Consider the following 18759-nt stretch of genomic DNA (forward strand, 5'->3'; position numbering starts at 1 on the left):
GACACACTGGCGAGTTAGAGCATCTCCAGGTTTTTTTGAAGTTCGAACGGGGTGACCTGTGACCGATAGTCCCGCCACTCCTGACGCTTGTTCAGCAGAACATAATTGAAGACCTGTTCGCCGAGCGTCTCCGCGACGAGTTCGGACTCCTCCATGAACTGAATCGCGTGATCGAGACTGGCTGGCAGCTGCGTGTAGCCGAGCGCACGACGTTCGGTGTCGCTCAGGCTCCACACATTGTCTTCCGCCTCTGGCGGCAATTCGTAACCCTCGTCGATGCCCTTGAGGCCGGCGGCCAGCATGAGCGAATAGGCGAGGTACGGGTTGGCCGCGGAGTCGATCGCTCGATATTCCACGCGGGCGCTCTGGCCCTTGTTCGGCTTGTACAGCGGTACGCGCACCAGGGCTGAGCGGTTGTTGTGACCCCAGCAGACGAAGCTTGGAGCTTCGTCGCCGCCCCACAGCCGCTTGTAGGAGTTGACGAACTGGTTGGTCACCGCGGTGATCTCGGGGGCGTGTTTGAGCAGCCCGGCAATGAACTGTCGGCCGATCTTGGAGAGCTGGTACTTAGCACCGGCCTCATAGAACGCGTTCGCGTCACCCTCAAACAAAGACATGTGCGTGTGCATGCCCGATCCGGGGTGCTCCGACATGGGCTTGGGCATGAACGTGGCATACACGCCCTGCTCGATCGCAACTTCTTTGACCACGGTCCGGAAGGTCATGATGTTGTCGGCGGTGGTCAGAGCGTCGGCATAGCGCAAGTCGATTTCGTTCTGGCCTGGCCCCGCCTCGTGGTGGCTGAACTCAACGGAAATACCGAGGTCTTCCAGCATGCGCACCGACCGGCGACGGAAATCGTGGGCGGTTCCACCGGGAACATTGTCGAAATATCCGGCCGAGTCGACCGGAATCGGACCGTTCTTGCCGTACTTGGACGACTTGAGCAGGTAGAACTCCACCTCGGGGTGGGTGTAGAACGTGAAACCACGCTCGGCCGCCTTGGCGAGGGTTCGCTTGAGCACATTGCGCGGATCAGCAACGGCCGGTTGGCCGTCCGGCGTGGTGATGTCGCAGAACATGCGGGCGGTGGGGTCGACCTCCCCCCGCCACGGAAGAATCTGAAAGGTGGTGGGATCCGGGTGTGCCAGGACATCCGCTTCAAAAGAGCGGGTGAGGCCCTCGATGGCGGAGCCGTCGAACCCGAGGCCTTCGTTGAATGCGCCCTCCACTTCGGCGGGTGCGATAGCAACTGATTTCAAGGTACCGACGACATCGGTGAACCAGAGTCGAACGAACTTGATTCCTCGCTCCTCGATGGTCCGAAGAACGAAGTCGCGCTGCTTGTCCATTCACGCTCTTTCTGATTGCTCCAACGGGGACGTACCGAAATAGCTACCGTCCTCAACACGTCTTATCTAGGCTACTGGCTCCGAGCATGATTGCTCGCCTGACTACACTTATCGCATGCCCGAGTTGACAGCACCACAGCCCGACGTGACGGGCGGCGACGCCGCCGTGCAGCATCCGAATAAAGCGGTTTCCGGGCCTAAGCGAGTGCGCACGCGGCACTTTCAGAACGCTAAAGCCCAGGGGATCCCCATTACGGGCCTGACCAGCTACGACATGCTCACCGCCCAGATTTTCGATGCGGCCGGAATCGACTTTCTACTGGTCGGCGATTCCGCCGGCAACAACGTCTTCGGGTACGAGACCACCCTCCCCGTCACGGTCGACGAGCTGATCCCACTGACCCGTGCCGTTGCGCGAGCAGTGACCCGTGCCTTCGTCGTGGCCGATTTGCCGTTCGGTTCGTACGAGAGCGGCGCGGATCAGGCCCTCGGAACCGCCGTCCGGTTCATGAAGGAAGCCCAGGCGCACGCGGTGAAACTTGAAGGCGGCCAGCGCAGCCACAAGCAGATCAGGCGCATTGTCTCGGCCGGCATCCCCGTGATGGGCCATGTGGGATTCACCCCGCAGAGCGAACACGGTTTGGGAGGCCATATCATTCAGGGCCGGGGAGACGCTGCCGAGACACTCATCGCGGACGCCCTCGCCGTGGAAGACGCCGGTGCCTTCGCTGTCGTCCTGGAGATGGTACCGGCGTCGGTCGCCGCACTCGTCACGGAGCGGCTGTCGATCCCGACTATCGGGGTCGGGGCGGGGCCATCCGTTGACGGCCAGCTGCTCGTCTGGACAGACTTTGCCGGCATGACCAGTGGTCGAGTGCCGAAGTTCGTGCGTCAGTACGCCGATGTTCGCGCAGTGCTGACGGATGCCGTGCAGCGGTTCACGGCTGACGTCGCCACTGGTGCTTATCCGGCACCAGAACACAGCTACGAGTAGAAAGAGTTCAACGGTTAGCGGGCATCCCGAGCGTCGTCTTCTGACCACTTGGCGCTTTTCGCGCGCAGCTTCTCCATGGCGTGGGCTGCTTCGTCCCGAGTAGCGAATGGTCCCACCCGATCCAGCGATGTCGACTGGAGACCGTGCTCCACTTCGCCCGTGCGCATGTTGTACCAGAATGCGTGTTCTTTGTCGACGGCCATAAGCTTGATCCTATGCCTAAGGATTCCATCGGTCACCTCATCCCGGGAACGGTGTCACCGACCCGTTCCGTTCCATCCCACATCGTTCGCCCGGAGTACGTGGGCAAGAAAGGGCCGAGCCCCTTCACCGGCTCCGACGTCTATTCGACCGAGAAGATCGAGCTCATTCGTGACTCCGGCCGCATCGCCGCCGAGGCGATTGCTGCTGTGGGGCGGGCCATCGTTCCCGGCGTCACCACCGAGCAACTGGACCAGATCGGTCATGACTATTTGGTGGCCAACGATGCCTACCCGTCGACCCTGGGTTACCGCGGCTACCCCAAATCGCTGTGCAGTTCGGTGAATGAGGTTATTTGCCATGGAATCCCCGACAACACGGTGCTCGACAATGGTGACATCGTCAACATTGACATCACGGCGTACAAGAACGGCGTGCACGGCGACACCAACGTCACATTCATTGTGGGCGAAGCCACCGAGGAGGTGACGCTGCTGGTCGAACGAACCAGGGAAGCGCTCGCCCGCGGCATCAAAGCCGTTGCCCCCGGGCGCCAGGTCAACGTGATCGGTCGCGCCATCGCGTCCTATGCCAAGCGGTTCAACTACGGCGTTGTGCGCGACTATACGGGGCACGGCGTTGGCGAAGCCTTTCACTCCGGCCTCATCATTCCGCACTACGACGCACCGCAGTACGACACGGTTATGGAAGTCGGGATGGTCTTCACCATCGAGCCGATGCTGACCCTGGGAACCGGTGACTGGGACATCTGGAGTGATGACTGGACGGTTCTCACCCGCGACCGAAGCCTGACCGCACAATTTGAACACACACTCGTAGTGACCGAGCGCGGCGCCGAGATTCTGACCCTAGCCTGACACGGTTTTCAAACAGATAGAGGATCACACATGACTGCAACGACGGCAATTGGAATCGACATCGGCGGCACGGGAATCAAGGGCGCCGTGGTCGACCTGGTTACCGGTGCGCTCCTCACTGACCGGGTCAAGCTGCCCACGCCTAAGGGGGGACGCCCGCAGGACATCGTCGAGACGACCCGAGCTTTACTCTCCACCGTCTCGAAAGGCGTCGGCGACCTCCCGGTCGGCGTGTGTTTTCCCGCCGTCGTCAAAAATGGTCACACCATGTCAGCGGCAAACGTATCGTCAAAGTGGATTGGTCTCGCCGCTGAAGCCCTGTTCGAAAAAGGTCTTGGCCTGCCCATTCACTTCGTCAATGACGCGGATGCTGCCGGTTACGCTGAAGCGCAGTTCGGTGCGGCCAAGGGCGTCGCTGGCGTCGTGCTGCTGACCACGCTCGGTACTGGGATCGGTTCGGCGCTGCTCAATGACGGTGTGCTGGTGCCCAACACTGAACTGGGCCACCTGCAGATCGACGGGCACGACTACGAAACTCGTGCGGCCTACTCCGCCAAGGAACGTGACGACCTCAGCTGGGAGAACTGGGCTGCACGTCTGCAGAAGTATTACTCGACGCTTGAACTGCTCTTCTCCCCCGACCTGTTCATCGTCGGCGGTGGGGTCTCCAAGCACCACGAGAACTTTCTGCCCTTGCTCAATCTGAAGACGCGCATCATTCCCGCTGTTCACCGCAACAACGCCGGAATTCTTGGCGCGGCCGCTTTGGCTGCCCGCTTTCCCGGCTAGTCCGACCGCAGGACCCCACCCGGTCAGGTCTGCATCGCCGCGCCGGGTGGGATAATGGGGCCGTCGGCACAGTGAGGTGGAATGGGCCGGCTAGTACGCCGGGTTCTGTCCAGGTGTTCACACACCGTCGACGGCCATCTATCTCGTGACTACGTTGCCGCAGCCCTCTAGCGGTCTACCCGAAAGCTCGGCGAGCAGCCTTAGCGCTTTCTGTCTGACCTTGCTCCGGACGAGGTTTACCGAGCCGACCAGGTCACCCTGGCCTCTGGTGGTCTCTTACACCACCGTTTCACCCTTACCACCACGCTCAACCCGAAGGTCGCGCACCGGTGGCGGTCTACTTTCTGTGGCACTGTCTCGCGGGTTGCCCCGGGTGGGTGTTACCCACCATCCTGCTCTGTGGAGCCCGGACGTTCCTCGGCATCCGCTCGACCCGAAGATCTCCCGAATGACGCGACCGTCTTGCCGACCCATTCCGAGAGATCAGTCTACCGGGCCAGCCGTCCGCCGCGAACCGATACTAGATTCCGGACTCTTCGGTGCGCACCAGTACGGCACCACAGTCGGGGCAGAAAATGACATCGTCAGTGGGCGCCTGGCGGACGTCGGCGAGGTCGCTCCCCGTCAGGGTCATCGTGCAGCCGCTGCACGTGCGGGCACGCAGCAGCGCTGCAGCGTTGCCGTGGCCGGAGATGCGCAGGCGCTCGTACAGTGCAGCGAGGTCATCAGGGATGGTGGCCGCGACGGTCGTCCGGTCGCGGGTGAGCTCGCCGAGCTGGCGGGTGAGGTCACCCAGCACCTCATCGCGTGCTGATTCCGTCGCGCTGACCCGTGCGGCGATGGCGTCACGTTCCTGTGCCACCACGGCAACGGCCGCTTCATGCTCCTCCTGGCGTTCCAGAACGGCAATCTCAATCTCCTCGAGATCAAACAGGCGCTTTTTGAGCGACGCGACCTCAGAATCGAGGGCCTGAATGTCCTTGATTGACGAGGTGTGCTGCAGGCGGTCGGTATCGCGCGCGATGCGCTTTTCGACGACCTCGACGTCGTTCTCGATGCGTCCCAGTTCGGTGCGCACGTCGTCAAGCTCGCCCGAGCGGCCGAGCAGTTTCATGCGGCTGGCTTCCGCTTCACGATTGAGCTCGGCCAGTTCGGCGTGCGCCGCGAGCGACTTTGACTGGTGGCTGAGCTGAAGAACCTTGATATCCAGGGCTTGAAGCCGCAGAAGTTCCTTCTGGTGGAGTGGTGATGCCTTCACGATGTCCTGACCTAACGCTAAAAAATGAGATGTGGTTCGAAAAAATAGGGTGACTCGGAGGTTAGTGCACGAGTCAGTGCACTACGGCAAAGTCCCACGGATCGGTGTTCAGATCACTCACCGTGACAACGGTTCCGGGGAGGGCCGCCCGCAGCTGTACGGCAGCCGGCTCCAGCCAGAGCCACTCGCTGGCCCAGTGCGACACGTCCATGAGGGCGGGGCCACCCGCGCAGAGCGCCTGCTCTCGAGCTTCGGAAGCAGGGTGGTGACGCAGATCTGAGGTGATGTAAACATCCGCGGCGATTACCTTGGGATGGCGCAACAGCGAATCACCCGCGCCGCCACACAGCGCGATCGTGGTGACCGCTGCGGCATAGTCGCCCGCGACACGCACGCCGGACGCCGTAGCGGGAAGTAAAGCCAGCATGGTGTGCGCGAGGTGTCCCAGCGTTGTCGGCTGGGCCAACTGTCCCACGCGACCGATGCCGGTACCGGGCGCGGTGCTCTCCATAATGGGCGTCACATCGACCAACTCGAGGTGCGTGGCAATAATATCCGACACGCCGTCTGCTACAACGTCGGCGTTCGTATGCGCGGATATCAATGCGCAGTCGGCCCGAATGAGTCGGCTGAGCAGTGCGCCCTTGTAGCGATCTTCGGCAACGCTTGTAATGCCATGCAAGAGCAGCGGATGGTGCGTCAGCAGCACGTCAGCCCCGGCCTGGATGGCCTCGTCGACGGTTTGGGAAGTGGCGTCAACTGCGAGGTGGATACTACGCACCGGGCGTGACAGGTCCCCGCTGGCCAGGCCCGGCCGGTCCCAATCTTCAGCACCGTCCAGTGGCCACAGGGTATGGACGACGCGAGTGAAGTCGGCTAGCGAGAATGACACTCGTTCAGCCTACTGGGCGACCGGCGCCGGGCTGCGTCGGACACGAAGCTACCCGATACCCCGTGTCCGACGGAAAAGGTCAGTAGTCGAAATCGTCGAACTGCGGAGCAGCCGATTCTTCCCTTGTCCACGCAGCCGGAATCATGGCCCCGGTTTGCGCTTTGCGCTGAAGAAAATCGGTGGTCTCCGGTTCGACCAGCTCGGGCGACACGCCGTCAGCAGTGACGCTCATGAGCTGACTGGCGGAACCGATTAAAAACTGGGCCCGCAGCAGGAGTCCGTTGTCGCCCATCACGGGAATATCGACGACATCGACTTGTCGACGATTGCACAGCGCCTCAGCGTAAAGAAGCACTGCATCAGCAAGATCGCTGCCGGTTATTACCGAACCGCCCGGGTGAAATATGCGTTTCATGATCGCCCCTCGAAGCTCGCAGAAAGTTCACGTACGTCCAAGGTCTAGGGTCGCCACGTCAGTATATGCCCGGTCTACCCCCGCAAGAGGAAAATGCGGCGATCTCGCATTTTCGTGCGGCGGGGTGTACGGCTAATGCCCGTCGTGCACACCCCAAAACACTGGGCCTGGCTTGCAGGTGGCGGCTAAAAATAGTGAGTGTGGGCCCTACCGGGCTCGAACCGATGACATCCACGGTGTAAACGTGGCGCTCTACCAACTGAGCTAAAGGCCCCGACGTCTCGCTGTGCGGGTTTATTCAGTATAGGTCAGTGTTGACGCAGGTTTGGCGACCCGGAAGGTTCACAGGACTGGTACGAGCTGTTCGAGGGCCGCCCTGTAAGCGTCAATCGAACGCGCCTCACCGGGTGCGGTAATGAAACTGGCACGGATAATACCGCTCGGATCAATCAAGAAAGTCGCGCGATTCGCGAACCCTTTCTCCTCGAGAAAGACACCATATTCTTTCGCGACGGCGCCGTGGGGCCAAAAATCAGCGACCAGGTCAAAGGAATACTTTTCCTGCTCCCCGAACGCGCGCAGGGCGTGTCGAGAGTCGACCGAAATGCCAATCAACTCGACGCCGCCGTCTTCAAACATCGCGAGGTTGTCGCGTAGCTCACACAGCTCTCCGCTGCAGATTCCGGAGAATGCCAGCGGAAAGAAGACGAGTGCTACCGATTTGATTCCTCGGTACGCACTGAGCTGCACGCTCTCACCGAACTGGTTGATGAGCTTGAAATCAGGTGCCTGGGTGTCGTTCTGGAGAGCCATAAATGCTCCTTTCGTCGTGCGTCGTTGACGCACGGATTGGCCGGTGACACACTCTAGCCCGGCAACGTGCGTGGTTTCACAGACCGCGCCACCCGACCGCGCGAGTTTTCAGCCGGTGAAACCCCCGTACGCGGACATCGAGTGGAATCAGTAGGCTTACGGGGTGCCGCTGGTTGCAATCCAACCCGCTTGCCTACGGCACGTGCCCTCGTAGTGGCGGAATGTCCCCACGGAGCACCATCGCTGCATAAACCCCAGAGAGAGGTCGACTGTGACGGTCAACGACCAGGACCCGTACTCGACGAACAACGCCGACTCCGATCCGGAGGAAACGGCTGAGTGGTCGCAATCCCTCGATTCGCTCGTTGCCGAACACGGCCACGAGCGCGGCCGTGAGATCATGCTGAGCCTTTTGAAGCGTTCGAAAGAGCTGCATCTGGGCGTTCCCATGGTTCCGACAACCGACTACATCAACACCATTGCGCCGGAGAACGAACCAGATTTTCCCGGCGACGAGGACATTGAGCGTCGCTATCGCGCCTGGATTCGCTGGAACGCTGCCATTTTGGTCCATCGCGCGCAGCGCCCGGGTATTGCCGTGGGTGGTCATATCTCGACCTACGCGTCATCCGCTGCCCTCTATGAAGTCGGCTTCAACCACTTCTTCCGCGGCCAGGACCACCCGGGCGGTGGCGACCAGATCTTCATTCAGGGCCATGCCTCCCCCGGCACCTACGCTCGTGCCTACCTCGAGGGCCGGCTGACCGAGAACCAGCTCGACGGGTTCCGTCAGGAGAAATCACACGCCCCCGACGGCATCTCGTCCTACCCGCACCCCCGTTTGATGCCGGAATTCTGGCAGTTTCCCACCGTCTCCATGGGCCTCGGCCCGATCAACGCGATCTATCAGGCGCAGCTCAACCGCTACCTGACCAATCGGAGCATCAAGGATGCCAGCGACCAGCAGGTCTGGGCGTTCCTCGGCGACGGTGAAATGGACGAGGTGGAAAGCCGCGGCCAGTTGCAGGTCGCCGCCAACGAGGGCCTCGACAACCTCAACTTCGTCATCAACTGCAACCTTCAGCGCCTTGACGGCCCGGTACGCGGTAACGGCAAGATCATCCAGGAACTGGAGAGCTTCTTCCGCGGTGCCGGCTGGAACGTCATCAAGGTGGTGTGGGGCCGCGAGTGGGACAACCTGCTCAAGAACGACGTAGACGGCGCCCTGATCAACCTGATGAACGTCACCCCCGATGGTGACTACCAGACCTACAAGGCCGAAAGTGGCGCCTACGTGCGCGAGAACTTCTTCGGTCGGGACCCGCGAGCACTCAAGCTTGTCGAGCACTTGAGCGACGATGAGGTCTGGAACCTCAAGCGCGGCGGCCACGACTACCGCAAGGTCTATGCAGCGTTCAAGGCCGCGTCGGAGCACAAGGGCCAGCCCACCGTCATCCTCGCGAAGACGGTGAAGGGCTACGGCCTTGGTCCGAGCTTCGAGGGCCGCAATGCGACCCACCAGATGAAGAAGATGACTCTCGACAACCTCAAGTCGTTCCGCGACAGCATGCACGTGCCGATCACGGATGCCCAGCTGGAGGAAAACCCCTACCTGCCGCCCTATTACACCCCCGGCGACAAAGACGAGGCGATCGAGTACATGCACGAGCGCCGTCGTGCGCTCGGCGGCTACCTACCGGAGCGACGCACCACGCACACCAAGCTCAACCTGCCCGGCGATGAAACCTACGCTGTCTCGAAGAAGGGATCGGGAACGCAGGAAATTGCCACGACGATGGCATTTGTGCGATTGCTCAAGGAGCTGCTGCGCGCCAAGGACTTCGGCAACCGCATCGTTCCGATCATCCCCGACGAGGCCCGCACCTTCGGCATCGACGCCTTCTTCCCGAACGCGAAGATCTACAACCCCAACGGCCAGCACTACACCTCGGTCGACCACGCCCAGCTGCTCGCCTACAAGGAGAGCCCGCAGGGCCAGATCCTGCACGTCGGCATCAACGAGGCCGGTGCTGCCGCGGCTTTCACCAACGTGGGCACGTCCTATTCCACGCAGGGTGAACCGCTGATTCCGGTTTACGTTTTCTACTCCATGTTCGGTTTCCAGCGCACCGGCGACGCTTTGTGGGCCGCCGGCGACCAGATGAGCCGCGGGTTCATCGTCGGTGCCACCGCCGGTCGCACAACATTGACCGGTGAAGGACTGCAGCACGCCGACGGTCATTCGCCGCTCCTGGCATCGACCAATCCGGCCGTCGTCTCCTACGACCCGGCGTACGGGTACGAGATCGGCCACATCGTTCGCGCCGGACTCGAGCGCATGTACGGCGGCACCCACACTGACCCGAACGTCATGTACTACGTCACTGTCTATAACGAGCCGGCCGTACAGCCGGTCGAGCCCGCTGACGTTGATGTGGACGGCATCCTGCACGGCATCCACCGGGTTAGCGCATCCGCGCTCACCGGACCGAAGGCGCAGTTGCTCGCCTCCGGCGTCGCAGTGCCGTGGGCGCTGGAAGCTGCGCAGCTGCTCGCCGATGACTGGGGTGTCTCGGCCGACGTCTGGTCGGTCACCTCGTGGACTGAACTGCGCCGCAATGGTCTGGCCGCCGAGGAGCACAACTTTCTCAACCCCGACGACGAGCCGCGTATCCCGTATATCACCACGAAGCTCGAAGGCGCTGCCGGCCCCTTCGTCGCCGTGTCTGACTTCATGCACGCCGTTCCGGACCAGATTCGGCAGTTTGTTCCAGGCGACTTCGCGACGCTCGGTGCCGACAGCTTCGGCTTCTCGGACACCCGTCCGGCGGCCCGCCGATTCTTCAAGATCGACGGTCCGTCAATGGTTGTGCGCACCCTGGAGCTGCTCGCTCGTCGCGGTGAAGTAGACCGCACCCTCGCGGGCCAGGCGATCGCAAAGTATCGCCTGCACGATGTGAGCGCGGGCACCACCGGCTCTGCCGGGGGCGAGAGCTAAGAAACCGTGGCACCGGCGCCCAAGACGAAAGAACAAACTCTCAACTGGCTGCGCACCATCTCTGGTGAGCTGTCGACCCAGACACTCAAGCGACTAGAGGACACGCTGTCCTGGTATGGCGATATGCCACCAGGGCGGCGGTCGGCTGTCGGCCTGGTCGCCCAGGCCGGGATCACGAGTTTCATCTCGTGGTTTGACGATCCACGGTCAACGCCGTGGATCGCCGCGGACGTGTTCGGTGCCGCTCCGCGAGAGTTGCTGCGCTCGGTGAGCCTGCAGCAGACGCTGCAGCTCATTCGCGTGACGGTTGAGGTCGTCGAGGAACGAGTCAAGGACGGCGGTGAAGCCCTGCGGGAGGCGATTCTGCTCTACTCGCGCGAGATCGCTTTTGGGGCAGCGGATGTCTATGCACGCGCAGCCGAAGCACGTGGCCTCTGGGACGCACGGCTGGAAGCACTCGTCGTTGACTCCATTCTCAGCGGTGAATATGACGATGAACTACCCAGCCGGATCGCGGCCCTCGGCTGGCATGGCCACGGTGAGGTCTGCGTACTGGTCGGCACCACCCCGCAGATGCTCGACGTCGACCAATTGCGCCGGGCTGCCCGGCACATGGCCGCCGACGTTCTCATCGGCGTGCAGGGAAACCGCCTCGTGCTCGTAATCGGCCGGGCCCGTCCGGCGCCGGCTGACAGCGAAGACGTCGGCACAGCCGCTGCCCTCACTTTTATGGAGATCGCCATGCAGTTGGAGCCGATTTTCGGCCCCGGACATTTGGTGCTTGGCCACGAGGTACCCAACCTTGTTGACGCGTCTAAGAGTGCAAAGGCGGCGCTGGCCGGTTTTGCCGTCGCCCGCTCGTGGCGCAACGCCCCACGGCCGGTGCAGGCCGACGATCTGCTCCCCGAACGGGCCCTGGCCGGCGATCCGCTCGCCCGTGCCACGCTGATCCATCGCATCTATCGGCCCTTGCAAGCGCACTCCACCGAACTGCTCACCACCCTGTGGTGCTACCTCGATAACGGCCGCTCCCTCGAGGCCACCGCACGTGAACTCTTCGTGCATCCCAACACCGTGCGGTACCGCCTGAAACGAGTGTCCGAAGTCATCGGCTATGACGCCACTGGAGCCCGCGAGGCGCTCATCTTGCAGTCCGCGCTGATCATCGGTTCCATCAGCGACCACGATGGGTCCAGCCGCCGCCGCTAATCAAGTCCCGCGATTTTGCTGATCTGCGGGGGGATAGGGTGTGATTCGTTCGTCACGTCGTCGTGACGTTCCTCTCAATGTGAGAAATGACGCGGTGGGCGTCGTTGCTACACCGGCATCCGTTGCCAGGGCCATCAGCCGTCTCGCGTGAAACAGAGTTGCCCGTATTCAGACTTGGAGCGTGTCATGCCGCCATTCCCACAATCCGCGACCGAAGGTTCTGCACAACCCACTGCAGCCGCCAGCGTCGCCCCGAAGGCTCGCGAACTGACCCGCAGCCTCAAACCCCGCCATGTCTCGATGATCGCGATCGCGGGAGTTATCGGTGCCGGCCTCTTCGTGGGATCAGGAGCGGCGATCCAGCAGGCCGGCCCCGGAATTCTTGTGGCCTACGCGGCTGCGGGCCTCGTAGTCATTCTCGTTATGCGCATGCTCGGTGAAATGGCGGCGGCGAGCCCGGAGACCGGCTCGTTCTCGGCCTACGCCGATCGGGCTCTCGGCCGCTGGGCCGGATTCAGCATCGGCTGGCTCTATGCCTGGTTTTGGATCATCGTCCTCGGGATCGAGGCAACCGCGGGCGCGGCGATCGTGCATCGCTGGGTGCCCGAGGTCGATCAGTGGGTATGGGCTCTCCTGCTCATGGTGCTGCTCACCCTCACGAATGTGGCCTCGGTGAAGTCGTTTGGGGAATTTGAATTTTGGTTCGCCTCGATCAAGGTCGCGGCGATTGTGGTCTTCCTGGTGCTTGGCATCGTGGCGATTCTTGGCTTCATGCCCGGCGTGGCTGCGCCCGGTCTCGACAACCTCACCGGTCGTGGCGGATTCTTCCCCAACGGTGCCGGAGCAGTACTCGGTGGAGTGCTCGTGGTCGTTTTCTCCTTTTTCGGCGCCGAGATCGCGACGATCGCCGCCGGGGAGTCGCAAAATCCCGTCGCTGCTGTTCGGCAGGCCGTGCGATCCACCGTTTGGCGAATCCTGATCTTCTACATCGGCTCGATCGCAGTTGTCGTCACCCTGCTGCCTTGGGACAGCGCCTCCGTGGCAAAGAGCCCGTACGTGGCGGCCATCGAGCTCTATGGGATTCCCGGCGCTGGCGCGATCATGGACGTGATTGTGCTCACCTCCGTGCTGTCGTGCCTCAACTCTGGGCTCTATACCGCCAGCCGAATGCTGTTTTCGCTCTCGACGCGCGGCGATGCTCCCCGCTCCTGGGCACAGATCTCTGCCAGGGGGGTGCCGCGCAGCGCCGTACTCGCCTCGACCATCGTTGGGTTTGTGACCGTCGGTCTCAACTACATTGCCCCAGACACCGTATTCCTGTTCCTGGTGAACACCTCCGGCGCCATCGCCCTGTTCGTCTGGCTCGTGATTGCCGCCTCACAGTTGATCCTGCGCCGCCGCATGGGACCGGATGCCGCCAAGGCGCTCTCGCTCAAGATGTGGTTGTTCCCTTACCTCACCTGGTTCGCCATCCTCAGCATCCTCGCCCTGCTCGTTGGGATGTTGATCATCCCGGAAACGAGGGAATCCCTTGGGCTGTCCCTCTTGCTGGCCGGGTTGCTCTTGGGTGTTGGCCTGTGGCGTTACCGAGGCGGGCGTGGAGGGAGCGGCGTGGGGAACACCCAACCGATGGTCGGCAAGGTGCATTCTGAATCGCACCACAGCCAAAAATGATCCCGGCATCGATCACGATGTGACAAATCAAAATCCCTCCTCGAGGAATGCGCCTGCAGGAATCTACAAAGGTTCTCGAAATACTTAGTGCCTTCTGTACATTCATTTGCGTCACCAGATTGGAAGACTAAGTAAATGATCGTTGTCGTCTGCCCGGGTCAGGGCTCCCAAACTCCCGGATTCCTCGAACCGTGGTTGGCTCTGCCTGCTTTTAATGAAGGCCTCCGGCAAATCTCCGACGACGTCGACCTGGACCTCGTCGCCCACGGCACGGTCAGCGACGCCGACACCATCCGCGACACGGCGATTGCCCAGCCCCTCATCGTGGCTGCCGGCATCCTTACGCTTGAAGCGCTGCTCGCGGATGGTCGCCGAGACCGCATCGCCGGGATCGCCGGGCACTCGGTCGGAGAGCTCACTGCCGCCGCGGGCGCGGGCATCCTGAAAACCGCGGATTCGGTGCGATTTGTTCGCGAGCGTGGCCTGGCAATGCAGGCCGCCGCCGCCCTCGTTCCCACCGGAATGAGCGCCGTGATCGGTGCAGACGAGACCGAATTACTCACCCGAGTGGCCGAGCTCGGCCTCGAACCCGCCAACTTCAACGGCAGTGGTCAGATCGTCGTCGCGGGGGCACTCGACGCTCTCGCCGAACTCGCCGCGGCTCCCCCGCACCGGGCCCGAGTCATTCCCCTTCAGGTCGCCGGCGCATTCCATACGCGTTATATGCAGCCGGCCGTCGAACGGATGACCGTGGTCGCCGACTCGCTCACCCCCACCAACCCCACCCTCCCCATCTGGACCAATCATGACGGAGGTCAGACCGCCGAGGGCATCCGCTTTGTGGATCTGCTCGTGGGTCAGGTGTCATCGCCGGTACGGTGGGACAGATGCATGGAGGCTTTCGCCGCAGCGGGAGTCACCGGAATCATCGAGGTCGCGCCCGCCGGCGCGCTCGTCGGTCTCGCAAAGCGCGCCCTCAAAGGCGTACCCACCGTCGCCATCAAGACCCCGGACGACTTGCCCGCCGCCTGGGCCATGATCGACCAGCAGTCCTGAATCTGATAAGAGAGACAATGCCAAAGCCAACAAAAGCAACTGTGCCAACACTGAAGCAGTCCCAGGGACCGCAGTACACCCGCATCCTTTCGATCGGCGCCGCCCGCGGTGACCTCGTCGTACCCAACGACGAACTGGTCGCAGCGATCGACTCCTCCGATGAGTGGATCCAGCAGCGCACCGGCATCATCACCCGCACGCGTGCCAGCCAAGACGTCAACGCTGTCGACATGGCAACGGATGCCGCCCGCGAAGCCATCGAAAAAAGTGGCATTGACCCGGCGCTCATTGATGCCGTGATTGTGGCCACCATCAGCAACGGCCGCCAGACACCATCCATGGCCGCCGTTTTGGCCGACCGCGTTGGCAGCAATCCGGCTGCGGCCTACGACATCAATGCAGCCTGCGCCGGATATGCGTACGCCATCGCCCAGGCGGATGCGCTCATCCGCACGGGGGCTGCGCACTACGCACTCGTCGTTGGCGCTGAAAAGCTCTCTGACCTGGTCGACCCTACAGACCGAAGCATCTCATTCCTGCTTGGCGACGGTGCTGGCGCTGTCGTCATCGGCCCGAGTGACTACCCGGGCATCTCCACCACGGTGTGGGGATCGGATGGTTCCAAGGCAGACGCGATTCACATGAATTACACCCTGCAGGAGTACCGTCGCGGCGAGGCCGACTGGCCAACCCTGCGTCAGCAAGGACAAACCGTCTTCCGTTGGGCCGTCTGGGATATGGCAAAGGTAGCCAAGAAGGCCCTTGAAGTCGCCGGTATCGAAAGCGCCGACCTCGCCGCGTTCATTCCCCACCAGGCCAACATGCGCATCATCGACGAGTTCGCCAAGCAGCTCAAGTTGCCGGAATCCGTCGTCATCGCCCGCGATGTCGCCACGACCGGTAACACCTCATCGGCCTCGATCCCCCTCGCCACCCACCGCCTGCTCGAGGAACACCCAGAGCTCAGCGGCGGACTTGCGCTGCAGATCGGCTTCGGTGCCGGACTTGTGTTCGGTGCGCAAGTCGTTGTGCTGCCCTAACCTATCCACCCTCTAAACTAAGTCTCGGTCAACCGAGACACCCCTCAAGGAGAAAAAACATGGCATTGTCCACCGAAGAAGTTCTGACCGGCCTGGCCGAGCTCATCAACGACGAAACCGGAATTGCAACCGACACGGTTGAGCTCGGTAAGTCGTTCACCGACGACTTGGACATCGACTCGATCTCGATGATGACCATTGTCGTCAACGCAGAAGAGAAGTTCGATGTGAAGATTCCCGACGAAGAGGTTAAAAACCTCAAGACCGTCGGCGATGCCGTCGAGTTCATCGTGAAGGCACAGGACTAGACCCAAGCCTGAACCGGGTCGGCCGAACAACGGCCGACCTGTTCATTGGGCTGGTGCCACAACGCACCGGCCCACACGTTTGTCGTTCCATGGAGAGTTGACTTATGACCAAGAAAATCGTTATCACCGGCATCGGTGCCACTACGCCGCTGGGCGGCACGGCGGTCGACACCTGGACGGCCCTTCTGGCCGGCGAATCGGGTGCCACCACCCTCGAGCAGGCCTGGGTCGCGCAAACAGCGATCCCCGTAACTTTTGCCGCACAGGCACGGGTAAAAACCGTGGATGTGCTGCAGCGATTTGAGGTCAAGCGCCTTGATCCGTCCAGCCAGTTCGCGCTGATCGCCGGACGTGAAGCCTGGGCTGATGCCGGCTCCCCCGAGGTCGAGCCTGAACGGCTTGCCGTGGACTGGGCGACCGGGATCGGCGGAGTGTGGACACTGCTGGATGCCTGGGACACCCTGCGCGAACGCGGCCCGCGTCGCGTACTGCCGATGACCGTGCCGATGCTCATGCCCAATGGTCCGGGGGCGGCCATCGGAATGGACCTGCACGCCCGTGCCGGCATTACCACGGTGGTCTCCGCGTGCGCGTCGAGCACCGAAGCGCTGATCAACGCCTATAAGCGCCTGCAGTCTGGCCTGGTTGACGTCGTTATCGCCGGAGGCTCCGAGGCTGCCATTCATCCCCTGCCGATTGCCTCGTTTGCAGCGATGCACGCTTTGTCGACCCGTAATGACGACCCGGCTACCGCGAGCCGCCCGTACGATGTGACTCGCGACGGTTTCGTTCTCGGCGAGGGTGCAGCCGCCCTCGTCATTGAGACTGAGGAGCACGCTAAGGCGCGCGGCGCCCACATCTACGCCGAGCTTCTCGGCGGCGTTGTCAATAGTGACGCCTACCACGTGACCGCGCCGGACCCCGAAGGATCGGCGGCCGCCCGCGCAATGCTCTCGACCGTTGAGAACGCCGGAGCAAGCCTCGCCGATGTCTCACACATCAACGTTCACGCTACGAGTACGCCGGTTGGCGACATCGCCGAGTACAACGCCCTCAGTCGGGTGTTCGGCGATCTGCTCGACGGCATCCCGGTCTCGGCCACGAAGGCATCAACCGGGCACTTGCTCGGGGGGGCTGGCGCCCTCGAGGCCTTCTTCACGGTGAAGGCTCTCGCCGACCGCACCGCACCGCCGACAATCAACCTCACGTCGCAGGATCCGGCGATTCCGCTCGACGTGGTCACCACGCCGCGCGCCCTGCCGGCCGGTGACCTGCTCGCGCTGAGCAACTCGTTCGGCTTCGGCGGCCACAACGCTGTCGTGGCGTTCCGGTCAGTCTAAAAGTTCAGCATAAGACAATGACCCCGCCCGGTTCGGACGGGGTCATTTCTGTGAGGCGATTCACTTGACTTCGTGGGATTGCCGCCGGGAATGTCGCCGGTCAACGGGCCGCGCCGTCCTGAGCGAACCGCACGCTGGAAAATTGGCTGATCAGCCGACTTGGTGCAGCCAAACGACAGCATTCAGGTCGCTCGCCTGCCGGAACGGTTCGAGTTCGTCGTCCCAGGATTGCCCGAGGGCCAGGCGCAACTGCCGGTGCAATTCGATGGCGTTAGCCCCCGCACCCTCCATAGCGGATCGAATGCGATCTTCCGGAACGACCACATTACCCACGCTGTCGGTCTGAGCGTAAAAGATACCCAGCTCGGGCGTGTGTAACCACCGTCCACCATCCGAACCTGGTCCGGCGTCTTGGGTGACTTCGAAGCGCAGCTGTTCCCAGCCGCGCAGAGCGGATGCGAGCGCGGCGCCGGTGCCCGGAGATCCCTCCCAGTAATACTCAGCGCGGTGGGAGCCGGGCAGGGCTGGTTGTTCTGACCAGTCGAAGTTGACGGCCTCGCCGAGGGCGCGACCGGCAGACCACTCGACGTGAGCGCAGACCGCTCGCGGAGAGGAATGCACAAATAGCACCCCCCGCGCAATCGGCGCCCGACGGTTCGGTAGTGCATCCATCGTGTTTCTCCGTTCCTAGTAGGTTCGTCTTCCCCAACGACCTCGGAACGACCGCGCCTTCAACTCAGGGTTGTGACACGACGGCGAATATTAAATTGTTCGGTAGCTGGAGGCCAGCGTGCCGATAGCGCCATTATGCCCCAGCGACCTGCACATTGACAAGGACGCCGTGGGATCGAAGGTGACGTCTGAACGGTAGCTGGTGCGTCCTCTACCGCGGCTACCGCATACCGATCTACCGCGCACGCGCGCCGGATTGTGCTCGGACTCGAAATTTGTTCGTGGGATGCGGTCGGGCCTGTTATCGCAGGTCCGGCCGCTTTTTTGCGCCTATTTCGTGCGCATCGTCTGCCCCTGAACGAGGGGTGAACCTGAGAAAGACCCGAGTTCGGTTGTAACAATACCCATAGTGGGCAATAGTCATCTTTGTTGTCGCGGCTTCCTCCAGCCCACCCGCACCCTCCCGAATCTGTGCTCTAGTCGAAATGTGAACCATGACCTCCCCCACTGTTTTCGCTTCGCCCACCTCCGTGCGCTCCACTCGCCCGTCGCGGCGCCTGGCCCTCATCGCCGCCGCTGGCGCGTTCGCCGTCGCCTTCAGCGGCCTGACGGTTCTGCCCGCCCACGCCGCCGAGAACACCACCTCGGTCGCCGTTCCCGCCGGCAGCAAAGTCACCCGCGACCTGGGCACCATCCCGGTCGGCGCCGCCACCGTTGACGTCGTGTTCGACACGACCGCGTCGGCCCGCACCGACATCAAGGTTCTGGTGGGTCCAGAAAACACCCAGCGGTACTACTTCACCGCCCCGGCCGGCGACGGCCCCGAACGCACCTACACCGTCCCCGTCACCAGCAAATCCGACGGCACCA

18 protein-coding genes, 1 tRNA gene and 1 other RNA gene are annotated in these 18759 nt (G+C 62.4%); 11 read left to right on the forward strand and 9 right to left on the reverse strand.

Annotated elements, in window-relative coordinates; genetic code table 11:
• Window positions 1-14: 14 nt before the first annotated feature.
• A complete protein-coding gene (locus tag E3T51_RS08100; protein WP_104192648.1) occupies window positions 15-1352 on the reverse strand; it encodes a glutamine synthetase family protein in 1338 nt (445 codons plus the stop codon).
• A gap of 115 nt (window positions 1353-1467) precedes the next feature.
• On the opposite strand from E3T51_RS08100, the gene panB reads away from it, so the two are divergent.
• On the forward strand, window positions 1468-2346 hold the full coding sequence (gene panB / locus E3T51_RS08105) for a 3-methyl-2-oxobutanoate hydroxymethyltransferase (protein WP_134529379.1): 879 nt from the start codon (window positions 1468-1470) through the stop codon (window positions 2344-2346).
• Window positions 2347-2360: 14 nt separating this feature from the next.
• Here the strand turns inward: panB and E3T51_RS08110 are convergent, their stop codons facing one another.
• Complete coding sequence (locus tag E3T51_RS08110) at window positions 2361-2549, reverse strand: SPOR domain-containing protein (RefSeq protein WP_134529381.1); 189 nt, start codon at window positions 2547-2549, stop codon at window positions 2361-2363.
• 12 nt (window positions 2550-2561) lie between these two features.
• Here E3T51_RS08110 and map point away from each other — a divergent pair, with 12 nt between their 5' ends.
• Together map and ppgK are read left to right on the forward strand one after the other, a co-directional pair.
• Window positions 2562-3425, forward strand: a complete 864-nt coding sequence (gene map, locus E3T51_RS08115; protein WP_134529382.1) for a type I methionyl aminopeptidase — start codon at window positions 2562-2564, stop codon at window positions 3423-3425.
• Window positions 3426-3455: 30 nt separating this feature from the next.
• Window positions 3456-4214 carry a polyphosphate--glucose phosphotransferase gene (gene ppgK / locus E3T51_RS08120; RefSeq protein WP_104192644.1) on the forward strand — a complete coding sequence of 253 codons (759 nt, stop codon included), beginning with the start codon at window positions 3456-3458 and terminating at the stop codon, window positions 4212-4214.
• A gap of 78 nt (window positions 4215-4292) precedes the next feature.
• Here ppgK and rnpB read toward each other — a convergent pair.
• The 6 genes from rnpB to E3T51_RS08150 form a co-directional block, all read right to left on the reverse strand.
• Window positions 4293-4687: RNase P RNA component class A (rnpB, locus tag E3T51_RS08125), an RNA gene on the reverse strand.
• 47 nt (window positions 4688-4734) lie between these two features.
• A complete protein-coding gene (locus E3T51_RS08130; RefSeq protein WP_134529383.1) occupies window positions 4735-5472 on the reverse strand; it encodes a zinc ribbon domain-containing protein in 738 nt (245 codons plus the stop codon).
• 73 nt (window positions 5473-5545) lie between these two features.
• Window positions 5546-6364: a Nif3-like dinuclear metal center hexameric protein gene (locus E3T51_RS08135; protein WP_134529384.1), complete on the reverse strand. Its 819-nt coding sequence runs from the start codon at window positions 6362-6364 to the stop codon at window positions 5546-5548.
• Window positions 6365-6443: 79 nt separating this feature from the next.
• Window positions 6444-6779, reverse strand: coding sequence for a hypothetical protein (locus tag E3T51_RS08140; protein WP_134529385.1), 336 nt, complete (start codon window positions 6777-6779; stop codon window positions 6444-6446).
• Between the two features lie 201 nt (window positions 6780-6980).
• Window positions 6981-7053: transfer RNA gene (locus E3T51_RS08145), tRNA-Val, on the reverse strand.
• A gap of 68 nt (window positions 7054-7121) precedes the next feature.
• Complete coding sequence (locus E3T51_RS08150) at window positions 7122-7592, reverse strand: peroxiredoxin (RefSeq protein WP_134529386.1); 471 nt, start codon at window positions 7590-7592, stop codon at window positions 7122-7124.
• A gap of 271 nt (window positions 7593-7863) precedes the next feature.
• Here E3T51_RS08150 and aceE point away from each other — a divergent pair, with 271 nt between their 5' ends.
• From aceE to E3T51_RS08185, 7 genes are all read left to right on the forward strand, one after another.
• Window positions 7864-10590 (forward strand): pyruvate dehydrogenase (acetyl-transferring), homodimeric type, encoded by a 2727-nt coding sequence (aceE, locus tag E3T51_RS08155; protein WP_134529387.1) that lies wholly within the window; start codon window positions 7864-7866, stop codon window positions 10588-10590.
• A gap of 6 nt (window positions 10591-10596) precedes the next feature.
• Window positions 10597-11799, forward strand: a complete 1203-nt coding sequence (locus E3T51_RS08160) for a PucR family transcriptional regulator (protein WP_104192638.1) — start codon at window positions 10597-10599, stop codon at window positions 11797-11799.
• A gap of 186 nt (window positions 11800-11985) precedes the next feature.
• Complete coding sequence (locus E3T51_RS08165) at window positions 11986-13473, forward strand: amino acid permease (protein WP_134529388.1); 1488 nt, start codon at window positions 11986-11988, stop codon at window positions 13471-13473.
• Between the two features lie 135 nt (window positions 13474-13608).
• Window positions 13609-14529 carry an ACP S-malonyltransferase gene (locus E3T51_RS08170; protein ID WP_134529389.1) on the forward strand — a complete coding sequence of 307 codons (921 nt, stop codon included), beginning with the start codon at window positions 13609-13611 and terminating at the stop codon, window positions 14527-14529.
• Window positions 14530-14546: 17 nt separating this feature from the next.
• Window positions 14547-15569, forward strand: a complete 1023-nt coding sequence (locus tag E3T51_RS08175) for a beta-ketoacyl-ACP synthase III (RefSeq protein WP_134529390.1) — start codon at window positions 14547-14549, stop codon at window positions 15567-15569.
• A 59-nt stretch (window positions 15570-15628) separates the two neighbouring features.
• Window positions 15629-15877 (forward strand): acyl carrier protein, encoded by a 249-nt coding sequence (locus E3T51_RS08180; RefSeq protein WP_092108059.1) that lies wholly within the window; start codon window positions 15629-15631, stop codon window positions 15875-15877.
• Window positions 15878-15981: 104 nt separating this feature from the next.
• The gene (locus E3T51_RS08185; RefSeq protein WP_134529391.1) at window positions 15982-17217 is read left to right on the forward strand and encodes a beta-ketoacyl-[acyl-carrier-protein] synthase family protein; all 1236 of its coding nucleotides are present in this window, start codon (window positions 15982-15984) and stop codon (window positions 17215-17217) included.
• Between the two features lie 150 nt (window positions 17218-17367).
• Here the strand turns inward: E3T51_RS08185 and E3T51_RS08190 are convergent, their stop codons facing one another.
• The gene (locus E3T51_RS08190) at window positions 17368-17889 is read right to left on the reverse strand and encodes a DUF3145 domain-containing protein (protein WP_134529392.1); all 522 of its coding nucleotides are present in this window, start codon (window positions 17887-17889) and stop codon (window positions 17368-17370) included.
• Between the two features lie 494 nt (window positions 17890-18383).
• On the opposite strand from E3T51_RS08190, the gene E3T51_RS08195 reads away from it, so the two are divergent.
• Window positions 18384-18759: hypothetical protein (locus E3T51_RS08195; RefSeq protein WP_134529393.1), on the forward strand; the 376-nt coding region annotated here is incomplete at its 3' end.

It is taken from the genome of Cryobacterium serini, from assembly GCF_004404025.1.
Taxonomy (GTDB): domain Bacteria; phylum Actinomycetota; class Actinomycetes; order Actinomycetales; family Microbacteriaceae; genus Cryobacterium; species Cryobacterium serini.